Annotated in this window: 16 protein-coding genes; 8 read left to right on the forward strand and 8 right to left on the reverse strand. The window is 70.7% G+C overall.

What is annotated here, in order from left to right:
• The first annotated feature begins 21 nt into the window (after positions 1–21).
• The 3 genes from NR792_RS34210 to NR792_RS34220 all read left to right on the forward strand — a co-directional run bounded on the left by NR792_RS34210 (position 22) and on the right by NR792_RS34220 (position 3,156).
• Positions 22–1,482: an alpha/beta fold hydrolase gene (locus NR792_RS34210; RefSeq protein ID WP_375756901.1), complete on the forward strand. Its 1,461-nt coding sequence runs from the start codon at positions 22–24 to the stop codon at positions 1,480–1,482.
• Positions 1,483–1,538: 56 nt separating this feature from the next.
• Positions 1,539–1,925 carry a VOC family protein gene (locus tag NR792_RS34215; protein WP_375756902.1) on the forward strand — a complete coding sequence of 129 codons (387 nt, stop codon included), beginning with the start codon at positions 1,539–1,541 and terminating at the stop codon, positions 1,923–1,925.
• 196 nt (positions 1,926–2,121) lie between these two features.
• Positions 2,122–3,156: a hypothetical protein gene (locus NR792_RS34220; RefSeq protein ID WP_375756903.1), complete on the forward strand. Its 1,035-nt coding sequence runs from the start codon at positions 2,122–2,124 to the stop codon at positions 3,154–3,156.
• A gap of 13 nt (positions 3,157–3,169) precedes the next feature.
• Here the strand turns inward: NR792_RS34220 and NR792_RS34225 are convergent, their stop codons facing one another.
• The 6 genes from NR792_RS34225 to NR792_RS34250 all read right to left on the reverse strand — a co-directional run bounded on the left by NR792_RS34225 (position 3,170) and on the right by NR792_RS34250 (position 10,840).
• Positions 3,170–4,384 carry a glycoside hydrolase family 19 protein gene (locus tag NR792_RS34225; protein ID WP_375756904.1) on the reverse strand — a complete coding sequence of 405 codons (1,215 nt, stop codon included), beginning with the start codon at positions 4,382–4,384 and terminating at the stop codon, positions 3,170–3,172.
• Positions 4,385–4,403: 19 nt separating this feature from the next.
• The gene (locus tag NR792_RS34230) at positions 4,404–5,501 is read right to left on the reverse strand and encodes a glycoside hydrolase family 43 protein (protein ID WP_375756905.1); all 1,098 of its coding nucleotides are present in this window, start codon (positions 5,499–5,501) and stop codon (positions 4,404–4,406) included.
• A 158-nt stretch (positions 5,502–5,659) separates the two neighbouring features.
• Positions 5,660–6,025 carry a carboxypeptidase-like regulatory domain-containing protein gene (locus NR792_RS34235; RefSeq protein WP_375756906.1) on the reverse strand — a complete coding sequence of 122 codons (366 nt, stop codon included), beginning with the start codon at positions 6,023–6,025 and terminating at the stop codon, positions 5,660–5,662.
• On the reverse strand, positions 6,022–6,723 hold the full coding sequence (locus NR792_RS34240; protein ID WP_375756907.1) for a response regulator transcription factor: 702 nt from the start codon (positions 6,721–6,723) through the stop codon (positions 6,022–6,024). The genes NR792_RS34235 and NR792_RS34240 overlap by 4 nt, the downstream gene beginning before the upstream one ends.
• Complete coding sequence (locus NR792_RS34245) at positions 6,720–8,564, reverse strand: sensor histidine kinase (protein WP_375756908.1); 1,845 nt, start codon at positions 8,562–8,564, stop codon at positions 6,720–6,722. Before NR792_RS34245 ends, NR792_RS34240 begins: the two co-directional genes overlap by 4 nt.
• 11 nt (positions 8,565–8,575) lie before the next feature.
• Positions 8,576–10,840, reverse strand: coding sequence for a von Willebrand factor type A domain-containing protein (locus NR792_RS34250; RefSeq protein ID WP_375761743.1), 2,265 nt, complete (start codon positions 10,838–10,840; stop codon positions 8,576–8,578).
• A 185-nt stretch (positions 10,841–11,025) separates the two neighbouring features.
• On the opposite strand from NR792_RS34250, the gene NR792_RS34255 reads away from it, so the two are divergent.
• From NR792_RS34255 to NR792_RS34265, 3 genes are read left to right on the forward strand one after another with little or no spacing between them, the layout of a single operon-like run.
• Positions 11,026–12,642 (forward strand): NADP-dependent glyceraldehyde-3-phosphate dehydrogenase, encoded by a 1,617-nt coding sequence (locus NR792_RS34255; RefSeq protein WP_375756909.1) that lies wholly within the window; start codon positions 11,026–11,028, stop codon positions 12,640–12,642.
• Positions 12,643–12,680: 38 nt separating this feature from the next.
• A complete protein-coding gene (locus tag NR792_RS34260) occupies positions 12,681–13,181 on the forward strand; it encodes a 6-pyruvoyl tetrahydropterin synthase family protein (protein WP_375756910.1) in 501 nt (166 codons plus the stop codon).
• The gene (locus tag NR792_RS34265) at positions 13,174–13,881 is read left to right on the forward strand and encodes an SDR family NAD(P)-dependent oxidoreductase (RefSeq protein ID WP_375756911.1); all 708 of its coding nucleotides are present in this window, start codon (positions 13,174–13,176) and stop codon (positions 13,879–13,881) included. The genes NR792_RS34260 and NR792_RS34265 overlap by 8 nt, the downstream gene beginning before the upstream one ends.
• A gap of 7 nt (positions 13,882–13,888) precedes the next feature.
• On the opposite strand, the gene queD is transcribed toward NR792_RS34265, so the two are convergent.
• Together queD and NR792_RS34275 are read right to left on the reverse strand one after the other, a co-directional pair.
• Complete coding sequence (queD, locus tag NR792_RS34270) at positions 13,889–14,272, reverse strand: 6-carboxytetrahydropterin synthase QueD (protein ID WP_375756912.1); 384 nt, start codon at positions 14,270–14,272, stop codon at positions 13,889–13,891.
• A gap of 292 nt (positions 14,273–14,564) precedes the next feature.
• A complete protein-coding gene (locus NR792_RS34275; protein WP_375756913.1) occupies positions 14,565–15,152 on the reverse strand; it encodes a hypothetical protein in 588 nt (195 codons plus the stop codon).
• Between the two features lie 195 nt (positions 15,153–15,347).
• Here NR792_RS34275 and NR792_RS34280 point away from each other — a divergent pair, with 195 nt between their 5' ends.
• Both NR792_RS34280 and NR792_RS34285 read left to right on the forward strand, forming a co-directional pair.
• Positions 15,348–16,133: a DUF3142 domain-containing protein gene (locus NR792_RS34280; protein WP_375756914.1), complete on the forward strand. Its 786-nt coding sequence runs from the start codon at positions 15,348–15,350 to the stop codon at positions 16,131–16,133.
• A complete protein-coding gene (locus tag NR792_RS34285; protein WP_375756915.1) occupies positions 16,130–18,403 on the forward strand; it encodes a hypothetical protein in 2,274 nt (757 codons plus the stop codon). The genes NR792_RS34280 and NR792_RS34285 overlap by 4 nt, the downstream gene beginning before the upstream one ends.

Genomic DNA, 18,403 nt, shown 5'->3' on the forward strand with positions numbered 1-18,403 from the left:
GCGTGCTGATTTAACGGCCGCATGCGCTTGCCCCTCTTCGTCGCGGTGCTGCTGCTCTCGTGGAAGGCCGGGGCTGAACCGGCGCCAGCGGTCCCCCGCTTCGAGCCGGGCGCCTGCGCCGGGGACGTCGCCGCCTCGGAGCGCATCGACTGCGGCCTGCTGGTGGTGCCGGAGAACCGGCACAAGGCGGACAGCCGGACCATCCGCCTCCCCGTGACCATCTTCCGCAGCCGTGCCGCGAAGCCGCTGGCGGATCCGGTGCTGTTCATGCCCGGAGGTCCGGGCCTCAGCGGGGCCGAGCGCATCACGTCCGGCAAGCACAACAAGCTCCTGGACGAGCGCGACTCCATCCTCCTGGAGCAGCGCGGTACGAAGTTCGCGCAGCCGTCACTCCAGTGCCCGGAGATCACCACCCTCAGGGGCGAGATGGCCGCGGGCAGGCTGCGAGGGCCGGCGGCGACCGCCGCGCTGACGCAGGCGGCGGGGCGCTGCCGGGAGAAGCTGACCGCGTCGGGCGTGGACCTGGACGGCTACACCAGCGAGGCGACGGCGGATGACATCGAGGACCTCCGCAAGGTGCTCGGCGTGGCGCGGTGGAACCTCTACGGCGTGTCGTACAGCACGCGGCTGATGTTGACCGTGCTGCGGCGGCATCCCGCGGGCGTCCGGAGTGTCGTGCTGGATTCGGTGCTGCCGCCGGAGGTGAACTTCGACGAGGTCTCCGCGACGAACCTGCTGCGCGTCCTGAACCAGGTGTTCGACGGGTGCGCGGTGGACCGCGAGTGCGGCGCCCGGTATCCCGACCTGCGCGCCCGCTTCGCGAAGCTGGTGGCGGACGCGGACCGCCGCCCCTTGAAGCTGGCCATCCGGGCGGCCGGAGGACCGGCGGAGGTCCGGGGCGCGCAGGTGGTGGAGGCCGTCTACTCCGCGATGCACGAACCCATGCGCATCCCCTCCATCCCCAGGCTCATCGTGGACGCCTCCGAGGGGCGCTTCGAGACCCTGATTGGACTGATCCGCGACAACCAGGCGCCTTCTTCCATGGCCTGGGGCCTGCGCTACTCCGTCTGGTGCGCCGAGGAGATGCCGTTCGAGGACGCGGGGCGCATCGCCGCGCAGCTCTCGCCCGCCCTGGGCCTGGGCGGAGTGAATGAGGGGACGGCCTCGCCGCAGGAGTGCCGCGCGTGGAACGTCACCGCCGCGCCCGCCGTGGAGAACGAGCCGGTGAAGAGCGACGTGCCGGCGCTCGTCTTCGCGGGGGAGTTCGACCCGGACACGCCTCCGGAGTGGGGCCACCGGCTGCTCGATTCGATGCCCAACGCGTACCCCGTCGACATGCGGGGCTACAGCCACGCGGCCTCCTTCAACTCGTGCGGCGTGAGCATCGTGAAGGCCTTCCTCCAGGACCCCTCGCATCCGCCCTCTGTCGACTGCGCGCTCAAGCTGCGCGGCGCGGACTTTTCCCGGAGCGTGCGGCCCTGACTCCGGGCACGCTTCACGCCGTGGACGGAACCGACGAAACACCCAGGAGACACGGAATGCGCATCACTGTGACGAGCGTGATGGTGGAGGACCAGTCCAAGGCCCTGAAGTTCTACACGGAGATCCTGGGCTTCGTGCTCAAGGTGGACGTCCCGATGGGCGGGGAGCACCGGTGGCTGACCGTCGTCTCGCCGGACGCGCAGGAGGGCACGCAGCTCTTGCTGGAGCCCCTGGGCTTCGCGCCCGCGCGCGTGTACCAGAAGGCGCTGTTCGACGCGGGCATCCCGGCGGCGTCGTTCGGCGTGGACGACTGTCAGGCGGAATATGAGCGCCTGCTGAAACACGGCGTGGTGTTCCGCACGAAGCCCACGGTGATGGGCCCCGTCACCGTCGCGCTGTTCGAGGACACCTGCGGCAACCTCATCCAGATGGCCCAGGTGTAGCGGACCCGGGGGCCGATACGCGTTGTACGTGGTGGGCAAGAACCGGGGTGCGCTCCACTTCGACGTGGACGCCGAGGGCCACGTCACCGAAGCCGACCCATAGCGCCAAAGCCCTGGACCCCCAGGAGGTTGGCGCTAGCCTGGGGCCATGTCCTCGGAGCGCAACAGGGGCCGTGTCCGCACGGTGGAGGAATGGTTGGGCCGGCTCTCCTCGCGTGATGCAGGCGCGCGCGAGGAGGCGCTGTCGGCGCTGGAGGAGTCGCTGGTGTCCGGGGCGCCGGAAGCGCGGGAGCGGACCGCGCGGGCGCTCTTGGAGGAGCTGGGGCGGCCCGGGACGGCGGTCGCGGAGCCGCTGCTGTTCCTGTTGCAGCGAGACTGGTGGCCCCCGCAGGCGGGCCTCACCGGCCTCGCCGTCCAGAGCGTGCTGGAGGTCCTGGCGCGAATGGAGGCGGATGCGCCGGCGCTGGAGAACGCGGCGACCGTGCTCACCCTGGTGTGCCGGGTGGATCCATCCCGCATCGCCGCGCTGGAAGGGATGTTCCAGCATCCGCGCGCCGCGGTCCGCAGCGCCATGGCGCGCGTCGTGGGCCGGCTGGGCACCGCCGGAGCGTCCGGATTGCCCAGGCTGCTGGAGCTGCTGGAGGACGAGGAGCCCGTGGCCCTCTCCGCCCTGGAGTCCCTGGCCGCGCTCGCCCACCTGGCCCCGGAGCTCACCGCGCCCCGGCTGCTGGAGCAGGTGCGCACGTCGGAGGGCGTGCGCCTCTACCTGGCGCTGGTGTCGCTGCGGGGCCTGCTGGAAGAGCTGTACCTGGAAGCGCAGCCCGTCCCCCCGTTGCCGGACCTGGAGTCCGTGCTGCTGCGCACGCTGACCGCGCCCGAGGCGCCCATCCGGCAGGAGGCGGCGTCCCTGCTGGGGTTGAGCGGCCCCTTGTCGCCCGCCGCCGTCGCGGCCCTTCGCGAGCACCTGCGGGACGAGAGCCCCTCCGTGGCGGCCCGCTCCGCCGTGGCGCTGGTGCGCTCCGGCGCTCCGGCGGCGGAGGCCCTCTTCCTGCTGAAGGGACAGCTGGGCCCGGCCGCGTCGCGCGACATCCAGGAGGTCGCGGTGGCCGCGCTGATGGATGCGGGCCCGGACCACCTGGTCCGGGCGAAGGGGATGCTGGAGACGGTGGCCCGCGACGCGGTGGGGCTGACGCGCGTGGCCCTCTACGAGCTGCTGGGGGAGCTTCCCTGAGCGCGGGGCGCCGCTAGCAGCCCAGGTTGCCGCCGGGGCTCACGCCGAGCATGGAGCAGAACTGCAGGTACTTGTCGATGCGGCTCTGCACCTGGCCGGGGTTGCGGCCGTAGCACTCCACCGAGCCGTTGATGGTGCGGATGGTCTCACCGAAGCCGGCGCCGTTCACGATGGCGTTGTGCGCCGTCATGGAGCCCGCGCCAGTCTGCGTGGTCCAGAACCAGAAGCCCGTGCGCCACGCGGCGTTCGCGTCCTGGGCCAGCAGGTCCGGGTTCGCCTGGAGCGGCAGGCCCAGCGCGTTGCCCGCCGCGCAGTAGTTGCCGTTCCACGACAGCTGCATGGGCCCGCGTCCGTAGTACCGCTTGCCCGGCGCGCAGGAGCAGCCCGGCGGACCCCACGACGTGTCGCAGTACTCTCCCCGGTTGATCTCCTCGATGTACACGAGCCCGCCCGTCTCGTGTGACACGTTGGCCAGGAAGGCGGCCACCTCGCGCTTGCGCGTGTCGGTGTCACCCGTCGTCGCCAGGCCCGGGAAGCCGTTCGCGGCGGCGATGAGCGCGTCGTACGTGTAGAAGCCGTTGCGGCCGGGGAACATGCTGTTGAACATGTCCCGGGTGAGGATGCCCCCGAAGCCCGAGCCGCCCCCGCCACCGCCGCCGGAGACCAGGTCGAACGTCCAGCGCTGGTTGTCGCGGTCCGCGTAGAAGGGGTACTGGACGATGGACGTGCCGTTGTCGAAGGAGCCCCACGACAGGTCCATGGCCATGCCGGTGTGGCGCACGTGGAAGCTGAACTGCGTGCCGCCCCGGTTGATGAACTGGAACTGCTGGTTGTTGCCTCCGACGTAGCTCCACTGGTGGAGGACGGCGTTCTCCGCGGTGCTGACCCCCGCGATGTCCAGGGCCTTGCCGCTGTTGACGTTGATGATCTTCCAGAACCCGCCCGACGTGGGCGAGATGTGGAACTTCTGCGCGTTGGTGCCGTTGCAGTCCCACTGCTGCACCTTCGCGCCGTCCGCCGTGCTGGACGACGCCACGTCGATGCACTTGTTCGTCCGCACGGAGCGGATGACGTAGTCGCCCTCCGTGAGGGTCGACACCACGGCGGCGCTCTCCACCTGGCCCGTGGCCTCTGGAGGAGTGCCCTCCGCCTCCGGGCCCGAACAGCCCGCCAGCGCGCCCACGACTCCCAGCAATGACAGACCGCGGATCATTCCCTTGTGGTTCATGACGTCCTCTCGGTGGGTGCTACTCGTAGAACTTCAGGCTCCAGCCCGTGTTGCTGACGCTGCCGCGCGTGTACGTGACGTTTCCCCACCACTGGAACGTGCCGGAGTACCAGTAGCGGCCGGACCAGAAGGGGTTGGGGTTGTCCGCGTTGGGCACGCCGTGGAAGGAGAGCGGGAACCTGGGCCCCGCGGGCGGGCTGGTGTTGATGTCTCCGTTGAGCAGCACGAAGGTGTGGTGGCCCACGCCCTTCGTGTAGAGCGTGGGGTCCCAGCCGCTCATCATGATGTCGCGGCGCGAGCCGAAGAGGCAGCCGTTGGACTTGAACCAATCCCAGACATAGGTCGGGTCGCCGTCCAGGCGCAGGCGCAGGTCCGCCATGCAGTAGTTCGTGCCCCAGCTCCCGTTGGCTGAGTACACGACGTGCAGCTGGCCGCTCGGGTCGATGATGGCCTCCGGGCCCTCGTTGACGCGCGTGGGCGGATTGACGTCGACCTTCTCCCACCACTCGCGGGGCTGGGAGATGACGTAGCGGCCACCGGTGATGGTGGTGGGGCTGGCCATGCGCGCGATGTAGAGCGTCTGCTCGCCGTTGGTGTCGCCCTCCCAGCCGGACCAGACGAACCAGCGCTGGCCCCGGTAGGTGAACGCCGTGCCGTCGATGGCCCACTTGTCGCCGGGCAGCGCCATCCGCACCGCCGCGGAGTAGCCGGTGTTGGGCGACGACGACGTGATGGCGTACATGCGGTGGCCACTGCCCGTGCCGGCCGCGAAGTAGATGACGTAGGTGCTGCCGTCCCGGACGAGCTCCGGCGCCCAGACCTCGCCCAGGCCCTGGGGGTTGCCCCACACCTGCTGCCGCGCGGCCCCCGCCAGCGCGTCCACCGAGGACGCCATCCGCACATAGAGCCGCGCGCCGTCCGACTCCACGGAGATGTACGTGCTGTCCACGCGGAGGATGGACGGGTCCGCGTTCTTGATGGACAGCCGGACGTCCTGCTGGCTCGTGCCCGGAGCCTCGGGGAGGGACACGGGCGCTTCGGGACTCAGGGGCTCGGGGCCACACGCCTGGAGGGTGGCCGCCAGCGCCGGCATGAGAAGGAACTTCAGGGCACGCATCCGTATCTCCTGGGGAAACTTTCTTTCGTTGGAGAAGAAAGTCGCCGGGAGATCCTTAATCAGGACACGGCTATTCAGTCAATCAGGGGAACCCTGAAAGGCGGGGAAGGGATGATTCAGCGCGTCAGGAAGCGCTCGGTGAAACTGACAAGCGGGCTTCAGGGCCTGCGAATGAACTCCATGGTGGGAAAGTCCGGAGCCGGAACCAGTTCAACACGCGCCCGGAGCGAGCGCCCCTCCCGGAGCTGAAGGCCCTCGCGCTGGTACAGGCCGTAATCCACATACTCGACGCGCAGCGTGTATTGCCCTGGCGGCAGGTGCCGGATGCGGAAGTTCCCCTGGGCGTCCGTGACCGTGACCTCCTCTGGTTTCTGGAGGGAGGGCGAGGTCAAGCTGACGACCACGTCCCCCATGGGCTTCCGGGTGACACCGTCGATGACGGTGCCAAAAATGGCGCTGTCGGACCGGGCGCTGCTCGTGGGGGCAGACGTCAGCAACAACGCGAGGATCGGCAGGAGTTTCATCGCTCGACCTCCATCCGGTAGCCCACGCCGCGCACGGTCTGGATGGAGAAGCGCGAGGCGCTGGTCCACTTGAGCTTTCGCTTCAGGCTGGAGACGAAGTTGTCCACGGTGTGCGGATCCACCACCACGTCCGTGCCCCACACGGCGTCCAGGATTTCGTCCCGCTTGAGTGCCCGCTCGCGCTCCTTCAGGAAGAAGGCCAGCAGGTCGAACTCCTTGCGCGTCAGCTCTACCTCCGCGCCCTCCGGCGTCTCCACCCGCCGCCGGTCCAGGTCCACGCTGTAGCCCGCGAAGCGCAGCAGCTTCGTGGGGACGACGCCGCCGCTTCGCTTCAGGTGGGCGCCCACGCGCGCGAGCAGCTCGCGCAGCCGGTAGGGCTTGCCCAGGTAGTCCTGCGCGCCGGACTCGAAGCCGCGCACCACGTCCTCCTCCAGTGTGCGCGCGGTGAGCATCAGCACCGGCATCTCCTGGCCTTCCTCTCGCAGCGCGCGGCAGAGCGAGTAGCCGTCGCCGTCCGGCAGCATCACGTCCAGGAGGATGAGCTGGAAGTCGCGGCGGGACAGCTGCTCGCGCGCCTCCTTCACCGTGGCGGCCTCCTCCACGGCATAGCCACCCTGGTGCTCCAGGTTGTCTCGCAGCGCGAGCCGCAGGTTCGGGTCGTCCTCCACGACGAGGACGGTGGGGGCGGCGGTGGTCATGCGGTGCTCCGGGCTTCTGGTCGGTACTCGGGAAGGGTCAGCTCGAAGGTGGTGCCTTCGGGGCTGGAGGCCGCCACGCGCAGCGTGCCTCCGTGCAGCCGGGCAATCTTCCGGCACAGCGCGAGCCCCAGCCCGCTGCCGGGCACCTCGCGGCCGTCGCGGCCGGACAGCCGGTAGAACTCGCCGAAGACGCGCTCCCACTCGGCCTTCGGGATGCCGGTGCCGTTGTCCGTGAAGTGCACGCGCCCTCCGGGCAGCGTCTGGACGTGCAGCTTCACGGGGCTGCGGGTGTTGTACGCGCACGCGTTGCGCGCCAGGTTCGCCAGGAGGAGCCGCAGGAGCTGCGCGTCCGCGTTCAGTTCGCGCGCGTCCACGTCCGCGGTCAGCTCCACCGGCACCGGCGCTCCGGACTCCAGGTCCCGGCGCAGGTTGGAGACCAGCTCGTCCAGGCGCACCGGCGCGAGCTTCGGCACCCAGCGCCCCTTGTCGATGCGGTTGAAGGACAGCAGGTTCTCCACCAGGAAGCCCAGCCCGTCCGCCTCGCGGATGATGCGCGCGGGGTAGTCCTTCGCGTCGGCGCCTTCCGCCACCCGCCACTCCAGCGTCTCCGCGAGCAGCCGGATGGAGGCCAGCGGCGTGCGCAGCTCGTGCGACACCGTGGCCACGAAGTCGCTCTTGAGCTCCAGGAAGCGGTACTTGCGGTGCTGCGCCACGAAGGCCAGCGCCGCGATGATGAGCGCCAGCGCCGCGCACAGCGCCAGCATCAGCGTCTTGAGCCGGTAGCGGCTCTCCAGCGCCTCCTCGCCCCGCGTCCACGCGGACGACTCCACCGCCACCGGCAGCGACGCCAGCGTCATCACGGGCGCCTCGTCCGGCAGGGCCACGCGTCCGTCCGCCTCCAGCAGGCCGCGCTCGCGCATCTCGCGCGTGAGCCCCGCCAGGAGGCCGGGCAGGTCCAGTGCCAGCCCGCGCACGTCGCCCCCCTGGAGCGGTTCCAGGTACCAGCCGGACCGCGTGAGCATCGGCTCCAGCACGGCCTCCGGAAGTGACAGCGGCGTCGCGGCCAGCTCACGCGCCCGCGCCTCGAAGTCCGCCACCGGCACACCCACGCGCGTGGAGAGCGCCGCCACCTTCGCGCGCAGGAAGTCGAAGTCCTCCGGCGTGAAGCGCGAGCGCTTGAGCAGCAGCAGCCGCTGCAAGCCCTCCAGCCGCCCACCGCCCTGGCCATCCACGAGCCCGTCGCGCACCAGCGCCTGCATCAGGTCCGGCACCACGTCGCCCCGCGCCGCCACGTCCTCCAGCACCACCAGCAGCGACGGCAGGTCTCGCGTGGACGCGAGCACGAAGCGGGCGCGGTGCTGGAGCAGCGCCATCAGCGACAGCAGCGTGGCCTTCCGGTCCTTCGCCTTCAGCGCCTGCTCCACCAGCGCCATCCGCTCCAGCCGCTCCTTCCACGGCCCCTCGTCCTCGTCCGCGACCTCCGTGCCCGCGCGCAGCCTGGCGTAGCGCTCCTTCGCGGGCGCGTCCCCGGCCGTGTCGAACTGCGCCAGCCGGGGCAGGACCTGCTCCCCCTGTTCCCGCAGGTACAGCCCCGGCGTGGCCACCAACGGATCCTCCTTCGCCGCCGCCAGCGTGCCGCGCGCCGCCTCCAGACCTTCGCGCAGCGCCTGCCCCAGCGACGCGCGGGCGTACTGCTCCAGTGCCTCGCGCCGCGAGCGGAGCGAGGCCCGTGCATCCTCGCGTTCGGCGGCGAAGATGCGGTGGAGATAGCCCAGGCCGACCCCGAGCCCGGCGAGGCCGAGCACGAGGGCGACGAGGGTGGGCAGCAGCCTGCGCGGCATCCGGGACGTCCCTACTTGAGGGTGGGGACTCGGTCGGCGTCCATGGTGCGCACCGGGGCGATGGACTCGAAGCGGTCCTCGCGGCGGTCCAGCTTCTTCGCCAGCCGGATGAGCTCACCCAGCTCCACCACGTCCTGGCGTGCCTTCAGCGGCGTGCCCAGTTCCTCCCACAGCGACACGAGCGCGTCGTAGGTGAGCGGCCGTGCCCAGTAGGAGCCGCGCAGCTTCTCCGCGAAGGCGGCGGCGACGTAGGACAGGCGGGTGGGGGAGGCGGCCTTCTCATAGGCCGGACGCAGGAGCGTCACGGGCATGGCCTTCTCGATGAGGCGGGAGCTGCCGCCTTCCGGGGCCTTGTAGCGGATGCGCAGCGTGCCGAAGTTCGTCTGCTCCGGGTCGCGCAGCTTCACCTCGTAGAGGGCGGTGACGGCGTGGCCCGCGCCCACTTCACCCGCGTCCACGCGGTCGTCGTTGAACTGCTGCCTGGTGAGCAGCCGGTTCTCGTAGCCGATGAGGCGGTAGCGGGCCACCGTCTTGCGGTCGAACTCCACCTGGAGCTTCACGTCCTTGGCCACCACCTGGAGCGTGCCGGTGAGGTTCTGCACGAAGATGCGGCGGGCCTCCTCCAGCTTGTCCACGTAGGCGTAGTTGCCTTCACCCACCTGGGCCAGCCGCTCCATCAGCTCGTCGTTGTAGTTGCCCATGCCGAAGCCCACGGTGGACAGGGTGATGCCCGCCGCCGCGCGCTCCTTCACGCGCTCCCAGATGCCGTCCGCGTGGGTGATGCCGTTGTTCGCCACGCCGTCCGAGCAGAGGATGACGCGGTTGATGCCGCCCTTCACCATCTGGCTCGCGGCCAGCGTGTAGCCCAGCTCCATGCCGGCCTGCGCGTTGGTGGACCCCTCCGAGTGGAGGCTGTCGATGGCGCCCAGGATGGTGGCCTTCTGCGTGGCGTTGGTGGGGGCGAGCACCGAACGGGCCTCGCTGCCGTAGACGACGATGGACACCCAGTCGCGCTCATCCAGCGCGTCCACCAGCAGGCGCAGCGAGCGCTTCACCAGGCCCAGCCGGTTCTCCATGTCCATGGAGCCGGACACGTCGATGACGAAGACCAGGTGCCCCGGCTTGCGCTGGGCCGCGCTCACGTCGCGCGCCTTCACGCCGATGTGCACCACCTGGTAGCCCTTGCGCGCGGGGGAGGGGAAGCCCTCCACGTTCACGCTGAAGGGGGCGTCCGGGGCGTTGGCGTAGCCGTAGTCGAAGGTGTTGACGAACTCCTCCACGCGCACGGCCTGCTCGTCCGGCAGCGCGCCGCGCTCCAGGTAGGCGCGCGTCAGGGTGTACGACGCGGTGTCCGTGTCCACGGAGAAGGTGGAGAAGCGCTCCTCCTCCGTGTCCACGGTGGGGTTCACGCCGTAGCCCTTGAAGTACATGTCGAAGAAGCGCTGGCCCTTCGGGGCCACGGTGCGCTCCGGCGCGGGCTGCGGCGTGGGGACCGCCGAGGCCTGGGGCGCGCGGTACGTCGTCTGCGGCGTGCCGTCCGGGACGACGATGTGCATGTACGGCAGGGCCCAGGACGGGGCGCGCGCGCGGTCGTTCCGGCTGTAGGGGTCGCCGTCGAGGGCCGTGTTGTTCGTGCTCAGGCCGTCCACCACGTAGCCGCCTTCAGGCGCGGACGTGCCTGAACCGTTGATGCCGGAGGCCGGGGTGTTCGTGCTCAGGCCGTCCACGAAGTAGCCGTTCTCGGGCCCGGTCGGACCGTTGATGGACACGCCGTACTGGTCGGGCTGGGCGCCCGGAGAAAGCTCCGCCAGGGACTCGAAGCTGCGCGTCGCTCCACCCTTGCCCACCGGACGCGCCACCGCGATGCGCTTGATGAACTCCTGGTCGACGTTGACGCCCGCGTTCGACGCGCCCACGTCGATGGTGGGCGGCGAGCCAACGAGGGGCTCCGACGACGAGAAGCTGTCGGGAAGCATCTCCACGTTCACGCGGATGGTGCGGTTGAGGAGCAGCTGGAGCTCCGTGCGGACGTGCGGCTTGTACGACTCCTTTTCGAACCGCAGGGTGTAGTGGCCCGCTGGAAGCTGGGGGATGCGGTAGTTGCCCTGGGCGTCCGTGACCACCGTCTGTTCGCCCTGGAGGCTCGGCGAGGTCGCGGTGACGACCACGTCCGCCAGGGGCTTCTTGGTTTCGGTGGCAATCACCGTGCCGATGATGACGCTCTTGCCGACGGCGCCCGCGTCCGGCTGGGCCAGCACGGGCTGGGCGGACGTCATCAGCAGCAGGGGCAGGGCACTTCTCAGGAGGGACTTCAGCATGGACCACCTCTTGCGCATCAGGGTGGAGCCATCATCCAGATGCGCCCCGCATCGAACCGCATGGGGGGCTCGTCTCCTCATCATGGTTTCATCATGACGGGAAATCGTGCCGGGGACGGGGTGTCTGATTAGAAAGGCCGTCCATGACGGCACTCGACACCCTCTTTCCCTCCGAAGAGCAGATTCCCCCTGGCGTGCGGCTGCCCGCATACCTGGAGCAGCGCGAGTACCTGGTGGGAGGCGAGCTGCGCACCTGGGCGGGTGAGCTCAACCCCGTGGCCAGCCCCGTGTTCGTCCGGACCCCCGAAGGGCTGAAGCAGAAGGTCATTGGCGCGACCCCGCTGCTCACCTCGCGCGAGTCCCTGGACGCGCTGGCGGCGGCGGTGAAGGCCTACGACTCCGGCCGGGGCGTCTGGCCCTCCCTCAAGGTCGCCGAGCGCATCGAGCACGTGGAGCGCTTCCTCACCGCCATGCGCGCCCAGCGCACCGCCGTGGTGAACCTGCTCATGTGGGAGATTGGCAAGACGCAGCCGGACTCGGAGAAGGAGTTCGACCGCACGGTGGACCTCATCGTGGAGACCATCCGCGCGCTGAAGGAGCTGGACCGCACCTCGTCCCGCTTCGTCCAGGACCAGGGCATCATGGCGCAGATCCGCCGCGCGCCCATGGGCGTGGCCCTGTGCATGGGGCCGTACAACTACCCCCTCAACGAGACCTTCAGCACGCTGTTCCCCGCGCTGCTCATGGGCAACACCGTGGTGTTCAAGCCCGCGAAGTTCGGCGTGCTGCTGGTGCGCCCGCTCTTGGAGGCGTTCCGGGACTGCTTCCCGCCCGGCGTCATCAACATCATCTACGGCCGCGGCCGGGAGACGGTGGGCGCGCTGATGGAGAGCGGGCAGGTGGACCTGTTCGCCTTCATCGGCACCAACAAGGGCGCCAGCGAGCTCAAGCGGATGCACCCGCGCCCGCACCGCCTCAAGTCCGTGCTGGGCCTGGACGCGAAGAACCCGGCCATCATCCTGGAGGACGCGGACCTGGAGAACGCGGTGAAGGAGTGCATCACCGGCACGCTGTCCTTCAACGGCCAGCGGTGCACGGCGCTCAAGCTGCTGGTGGTGCACCGGAACATCGTGGACGCGTTCCTCGCGAAGTTCACCGCCGCCGTGGACAAGCTCAAGCCCGGCATGCCCTGGGACCCGGGCGTCGCCGTCACGCCGCTGCCGGAGCCGGGCAAGGGGACCTACCTCCAGGGGCTGGTGGACGACGCGGTGGGGAAGGGCGCCCGCGTGGTCAATCAGACGGGCGGGCAGGCGTCGCGGTCGTTCTATTCACCCACGGTGGTGTACCCGGTGACGAAGGACATGCGGCTGGCCACCGAGGAGCAGTTCGGCCCGGTGGTGCCGGTGATGGTCTTCGACGACGACGCGGAGGCCGTGCGGCTGGTGGTGGAGTCGCAGTTCGGCCAGCAGCTCAGCCTGTTCGGCAAGGACTCGGCGCGCATTGGCCGGTTCATTGACGCGTTCTCCAACCAGGTGGGCCGCATCAACCTCAACTGCCAGTGCCAGCGCGGGCCGGACACGTTCCCGTTCAACGGCCGCAAGGACTCCGCGGAAGGGACGCTGTCCGTGGCGGACGCGCTGCGGGTGTTCTCCATCCGCACGCTGGTGGCCACGAAGACGACCCCGGACAACACGTCGCTCGTCCAATCCATCCTGACCCGCAGAGAGTCGGATTTCCTCACCACGGACTTCCTCTTCTAGTCCGGGCTTGGCCTCGGGTGCTAAGCCTGGGGCCTGCCATGGCGCCGCGCACCACGACCCTCGAGCTGCATAAAGAAGAGATGAAGTTCTCCGCGGGGCACTTCACCATCTTCTCCGCCACGCACCGCGAGAACCTGCATGGGCACAACTTCTCCGTCTACGTCGCGCTGACGGGGGAGGTGGCCGACGACGGCCTGCTTTCGGACTACGGTCCGCTCAAGCAGGCCATCATCGCCCGCTGCAAGGCCTGGAATGAGACCTTCTTCCTGCCGGCCCACTCCAAGCACCTGCGGCTGGAGCGCGACGCGCAGGGCAACCACGTGGCGCACTTCAACGGCGAGGAGCTGCGCTTCCTGGCGCGCGACGTGACGGTGCTGCCGGTGGCCAACGTGTCGCTGGAGGAGCTGGCGCGCGTCTTCGGCGAGGGGCTGGTGGGAGACGGCAGCGGCATGGCCCGCGACCACATCACCGGGCTGGTGGTGAAGTGCGCTTCGGGCCCCGGACAGTGGGCCTCCTGGGAGTGGAAGCGCGATGCCTGATCAGGTCCTCATCACCGGCGCCAGCCGGGGCATCGGGCGGGCGGCGGCGGAGCGGTTCCGGAAGGAGGGCTGGCGCGTCATCAACGTCGCGCGCGGCCCGTGCACCGTGCCGGACGTCGTCAACGTGCGGGTGGACCTGGCCGTGCCGGGCTGGGAGCCCGCGGTCGAGGCGGCGCTGCGCGACGGCGCGGCCCTGGGCCCGGGGCGCCTGTGCGTCGTGCACAACGCCGCCCTCTACGAGCACGACGACGCGCTGACCATGGACGCGGACCACCTGCGCCGCGTGCTGGAGGTCAACATCGTGGCCCCGCTGGTCCTCAACCGGCTGGCTCGGCCGCTGCTCACGGACGGCTCGTCGCTGCTCTACGTGTCGTCCACGCTGGGGGAGAAGGCCGTGAAGGGCGTGGCGTCCTACGTGACGACGAAGCACGCGCTCATCGGGATGATGCGGGCCACCTGCCAGGACCTGGCGGGGACGCAGGTCCACACCGCCGCCGTCTGCCCGGGCTTCACGGACACGGAGATGCTGCGGGAGCACCTGGGCGGGGACCCCGCCGTGCGCGCGAGCGTGGCGGGGATGACGACCTTCGGACGGCTCATCACGCCGGAGGAGATCGCCGGAGTGCTCTACACCTGCGCCACCACCCCCGTCCTCAATGGCGCGGTCCTCCACGCCAACCTGGGACAGGTGGAGCGCTGAAGCGGTTTCAGCCCTCCGCGGCGTAGACGGTGCACGAGGACGTGCAGGTCTCCGCGACGCGGATGCGGGCGACGGTGGTGCCCGGCACGCTCACGCGCTCGAAGAGCCACGCGGCCAGCAGCTCGCTCGTGGGGTTCTCCAGGCCGGGGACGTCGTTGAGCAGCCGGTGGTCCAGCTGGGCGTGCAGCGGCTGCCAGGCGGCGTTCAGCTCCGCGAAGTCCACAATCCAGCCGAAGTGCGGGTGCACCGGGCCGCGCAGGGTGATTTCAATGCGGTAGCTGTGGCCGTGCACCCGCGAGCACTTGTGCCCCTCGGGAACGTTGGGCAGGCGGTGCGCGGCCTCGAAGGTGAACTCCTTCGAGATTTCGGTGACGAGGGCGGGCTTCTTCACGGGACGGCCTCCAATGGGCGGCCTTGTATCCGCGTTCCCCCCTTGCGTCCACGGGTCGTGTCAGGGGGCGGGCAGTCAGACGCCGAGTGCGGTTCCCAGCCGTGCGAGCACCCCCGGCCAGCCCGGCTTCATCCCCTCGAAGGCGCGGCGGCCCACCCCTTCGCGTGGAGCGCCGGGTCCGTCAGGGCCTTCCACACGGCGGCGGGCGGATGGGCATACACGGGGGCCAGCTGAAGGATGGCGGGGGATTCATTTACGCGACGCCTCGTCGAGCAAGAGGACGCGGGAGCGGTCAACGCCGGGCGACGCGCGGCTGCGCGACGGGCGCGCGCTGCTCCTGGCGGACGGGGAGCCGGAGGAGCTGGGCGTAGCGCGCGAGCCGGTCCTCGAAGCGCCGGGAGTCCCGGCCCCAGTGCACGACGACGTTGCGCTCGGGGTCCTTGCGGTGCGTCAGCGCGATGCCGTACTCGTCCTGCGCGCCAATCCAGTCCGGGTGGTGGCGCCGCTCGCAGTCGAGGCTGACGTAGTGGTCCAGGGGCTCGTTCCAGGTGAAGGCGCGCAGGGCCCCGGCGCCGCGCAGCGACACCTCCGACGCCGTCACCACCACCTCCAGCCGGGTCGTCAGGCACCGCACGATGAGCGTCCCGGTCACGAACAGGGCCAGGACGCCCACCAGCGGCAGCATCCATTGCTCGCGCAGCAGGGCCAGGGACAGGCCCTGGTCCAGCGCGTAGGCCGCGGGGAGCACGACGAGCAGCACGAACCCGAGCAGCGGCCACACCACCTGTCCGACAAGCGGACGGGTTTCGAAGCGCAGGGGCAGGTCGCCCCCCATGTCCATCTTCCGTGGAACCGGGGAGAGCACTTCGAAGAAGGACATGGGCCAGGCGTCTCGGGGAGGAGGGCGGGCGATGCGTGCCTTTGCCGCGAAACTCAGCATGGCGGTGGACATGCTGTCCACGGCTTCCCGGGTAGTCCTGGAGATGCCGCGAGGAGCATGGGCGGCTGGCGCGGGGGTTGCTAAATGTCGCCGCGTCGGCCGGGCAGGGTGCCCGGCCGTGGCTCCCTGGCCGCGATGCTCCCCGAACGCTCCTTCCCGCATGCGGCACCCGGCCCACGGCGCGGCCTGCTGGCCACCGTCGTCCTCGCGCTGCTGTGCCTGCCGCTGTCCGCGTCCACGCCGGTGATACCCGGGCCTCCGCCCCGCCTCGTCCTCTGGGCCTGGGAGCGGCCGGAGGACCTGCGCTTCCTGGAGGGCCGCGCGGTGGACGTCGCGTTCCTGCTCGCGACGCTCGACCTCACGGATGAAGACGTCCACGTGCTGCACCGCCGGCAGCCGCTGCGTGTTCCCCCGGGCGTCGCGTTGAAAGCCACGGTGCGGTTGCAGATGGTTCCGGGCAGCTCGCTCGCGCGCTTCGATTCCGAACGCCTGGAGGACCTGGCCCATCGCCTGGACGTGCTCGCGCGCCGCCATGACGTGACGGCGCTGCAGCTCGACTTCGATGCCCGCGCGTCGGAGTCCGACGCCTACGTCGACCTGCTCCAGCGGCTGCGCGCGCGCCTGCCTTCGGGCCTGTCGCTGTCCATCACGGGGCTCGCGTCGTGGTGCGTGCCCGGCGGCTGGATTGCCCGGGCGCCCGTGGATGAGGTGGTGCCGCAGCTCTTCCGCATGGGGCCGGAGGGCCCGCGCTGGCGTGCGCGGTTCTCGCGCGGCCTGCCGCCCCCGTGCTCCGGCAGCATGGGCCTGGCGGTGGACGAGTGGGGGCCCGTGCCTCCCGGCGTCTCGACCCTCTACCTCTTCAACCCCCGGCCGTGGACGCCCGACGCGTTCGCTCGCGCCGTGGCGGAGACCCGGTCATGAAGAACGCAAGAACAGTCCTGGGACTGGTGGGCCTCGCGGTCCTGCTGCCTCCCGTCATCGCCGACGCCTGCGGGCCGGACTTCCCACCCGGGCCCCGCTACCAGGTCAGCGACAATCCCGACCGGCCCTTCGACAGCTTCGCCGCCGGGCGCCTGGGCGTCATCCCCCGCACCTACGACCTGCCCTACCTCGCCTATGCCTGGCGCACGATGATGGGCATTCCCACCACGGCGGCCGAGCAGAAGCACCTGGTGGCCGGGTGGGAGGACGCGGAGCGCCGCTACGGCCACGGGCCCAACGCGGAGTGGGCCAGCCAGCAGTGGAGCGCCGTCCGAAAGGAAGTGGCGCCCGCCCTGGAGCCGCGCGAGCTGATGTTCCTGGGGGACAGCGGCTACGCCCGGTACTCCCGCATCCACGGCGACGCCTTCCTGCATGCGGCGAGCACCGCGCGCACGCTCGCACGGGAGTGGAAGCAGCGCCCGGCGCTGCTGCTGGAGTGGGTGGGCAACCAGGACCGGATCTTCAGTGAGGGCTGTTCCCTGAACGCACCGGAGCCGGGCTTCGTGGAGGCGCTGACGCCCCGCGAGCAGGCCCGCCGTCAGGCCGAGCGCGACTACCAGGCCGCGGCCATGCACCTGTACTGCGGGAACTTCGACGCGGCGGCGCAGGCCTTCCAGGCCATCGCCGACGCCCCGGAGTCCCCCTACCGCGTCCTCGCGGCGTACCTCGTGGCGCGCACCCGCGTGCGGGAGGCGCTGTTCTCCTTCCCCCAGGGAGAGGGCTACCCGCAGAAGGTGGACGACGCCGTGCTGGCGCGCTTCAGGCGGGCGGAAGAGGCCATTCAAAAGGTGCTCGCGGAGAAGAAGCTGCGCGAGGTCCACGGGCCCGCGCGGCGCCTGCTGTCCGTCGTGCGCTGGAAGTTGTCGCCAGGGACCTGGCAGTGCGAGCTGTTCTCGCGAGTGCTGGAGAAGGGGACGGGCTCCGCGCTGGAGTCGGAGCTGGCCGGCATCACGACAGGGGCCGGCCTGGAGGCCAACGAGCTCAACTGCCCGGGGCTGAAGCCTCGCGCGGCGGAGCTCTCCGAGTGGCTCCAGCTCATGTCCATTCCCCCCAACGGCGACGACGGCGCTCCGATGGGGCCGGGGCCCGCGAAGGCCTTCGAGACCGCCGTGGCCCGCTGGAAGAAGACCGCGCACCTGCCCTGGCTCGTGCTCGCGCTGCTGGCGGCTCGCGCGGACGCGCCGGAGGTGCCCGCGCTGCTCGCGGACGCGGCGACGGTGCCGGTGGAGTCGCCCGCCGGCATGACGCTCGCGTGGCGCTCCGTGCAGCTGCTGCGGGAGCGGGGACAGGTGGCGGAGGCCCGGGCGCGGCTGGACGCCATCCCCCTGGCGCTGGTGCGCGACCAGGCCTCCACGGACAACCTCCTGCGGGAGGAGCGGCTGCACCTGGCGAACAGCTGGGATGAGGCGCTGCGCAACGCGGCCCAGCTCGTGGTCGACGAGGAGGCGCTTCCTCATCAGGACTGGAATGCCTCCACGCCCGAGACCGTGGCGATGGGGCTCAGCCCCGCGCGGGCGCGCTACCTGGAGTCCCAGGTCCCCACGCGCCGGATGCGCGAGTGGGCCGCGCTCCCAGGCGTGAGCCCCGCGCTGCGCCGGCAGCTGTCGTGGACCGTGTTCGCCCGCGCCGCCGTGGTGGGGGACGACGCGACCCTCAAGGCCCAGGCCGTCACCCTCGCGGAGACGGAGCCCAAGGCGCGCGCGGAGCTGCTGGCCATCGTGAAGCGGCCCACGCTGGAGGAGCGCCTCTTCGACGCGCGGCTGCTCGTCATGGGGTTGCCAGCCGTCTCCGCGAGGCTGCAGCCCGGCCGGGACCGGCTGGCGGATGTCTCACCGCGGCTCGACCTGACCGAGGACCTGAGCTGGTACCGGAACGGGTGGTGCGTGCCGGGACTGGAGAACCTCCAGGACCCGCCGGGGACTCCGGGGCCGCTGCCGGTCGCGAGCCCGGAGGAGCGCGCGGACGCCGCCAGCGAGTGGAAGGCCCTCAACGCGGCGGGCTCCTCCGTCGCCTTCTTCTCCAACGTCGCGCTGGACTGGGCGAAGGCGCACCCGGAGGACCCGAGAGCGCCCATCGCGCTGTTCCGCGCGGTCCGCTCCAGCAAGCGGGGCTGCGGCCAGAACACCCCGGAGGCGAAGAAGGCCTTCTCCTGGCTCCACAAGCGCTACGGCAAGACGGAGTGGGCGCGCAGGACGCCGTACGTCTACTGA

Source organism: Corallococcus exercitus (assembly GCF_042231735.1).
Lineage (GTDB): Bacteria > Myxococcota > Myxococcia > Myxococcales > Myxococcaceae > Corallococcus > Corallococcus exercitus_B.

Coding starts and splice junctions, on each gene's coding strand:
- NR792_RS34255 (WP_375756909.1), top strand. CDS start 11,026: ATGACGGCACTCGACACCCTCTTTCCCTCCGAAGAGCAGATTCCCCCT.
- NR792_RS34280 (WP_375756914.1), top strand. CDS start 15,348: ATGCTCCCCGAACGCTCCTTCCCGCATGCGGCACCCGGCCCACGGCGC.
- NR792_RS34225 (WP_375756904.1), bottom strand. CDS start 4,384: ATGAACCACAAGGGAATGATCCGCGGTCTGTCATTGCTGGGAGTCGTG.
- NR792_RS34215 (WP_375756902.1), top strand. CDS start 1,539: ATGCGCATCACTGTGACGAGCGTGATGGTGGAGGACCAGTCCAAGGCC.
- NR792_RS34265 (WP_375756911.1), top strand. CDS start 13,174: ATGCCTGATCAGGTCCTCATCACCGGCGCCAGCCGGGGCATCGGGCGG.
- NR792_RS34275 (WP_375756913.1), bottom strand. CDS start 15,152: ATGTCCTTCTTCGAAGTGCTCTCCCCGGTTCCACGGAAGATGGACATG.
- NR792_RS34210 (WP_375756901.1), top strand. CDS start 22: ATGCGCTTGCCCCTCTTCGTCGCGGTGCTGCTGCTCTCGTGGAAGGCC.
- NR792_RS34260 (WP_375756910.1), top strand. CDS start 12,681: ATGGCGCCGCGCACCACGACCCTCGAGCTGCATAAAGAAGAGATGAAG.
- NR792_RS34230 (WP_375756905.1), bottom strand. CDS start 5,501: ATGCGTGCCCTGAAGTTCCTTCTCATGCCGGCGCTGGCGGCCACCCTC.
- NR792_RS34240 (WP_375756907.1), bottom strand. CDS start 6,723: ATGACCACCGCCGCCCCCACCGTCCTCGTCGTGGAGGACGACCCGAAC.
- NR792_RS34285 (WP_375756915.1), top strand. CDS start 16,130: ATGAAGAACGCAAGAACAGTCCTGGGACTGGTGGGCCTCGCGGTCCTG.
- NR792_RS34250 (WP_375761743.1), bottom strand. CDS start 10,840: ATGACGTCCGCCCAGCCCGTGCTGGCCCAGCCGGACGCGGGCGCCGTC.
- NR792_RS34245 (WP_375756908.1), bottom strand. CDS start 8,564: ATGCCGCGCAGGCTGCTGCCCACCCTCGTCGCCCTCGTGCTCGGCCTC.
- NR792_RS34235 (WP_375756906.1), bottom strand. CDS start 6,025: ATGAAACTCCTGCCGATCCTCGCGTTGTTGCTGACGTCTGCCCCCACG.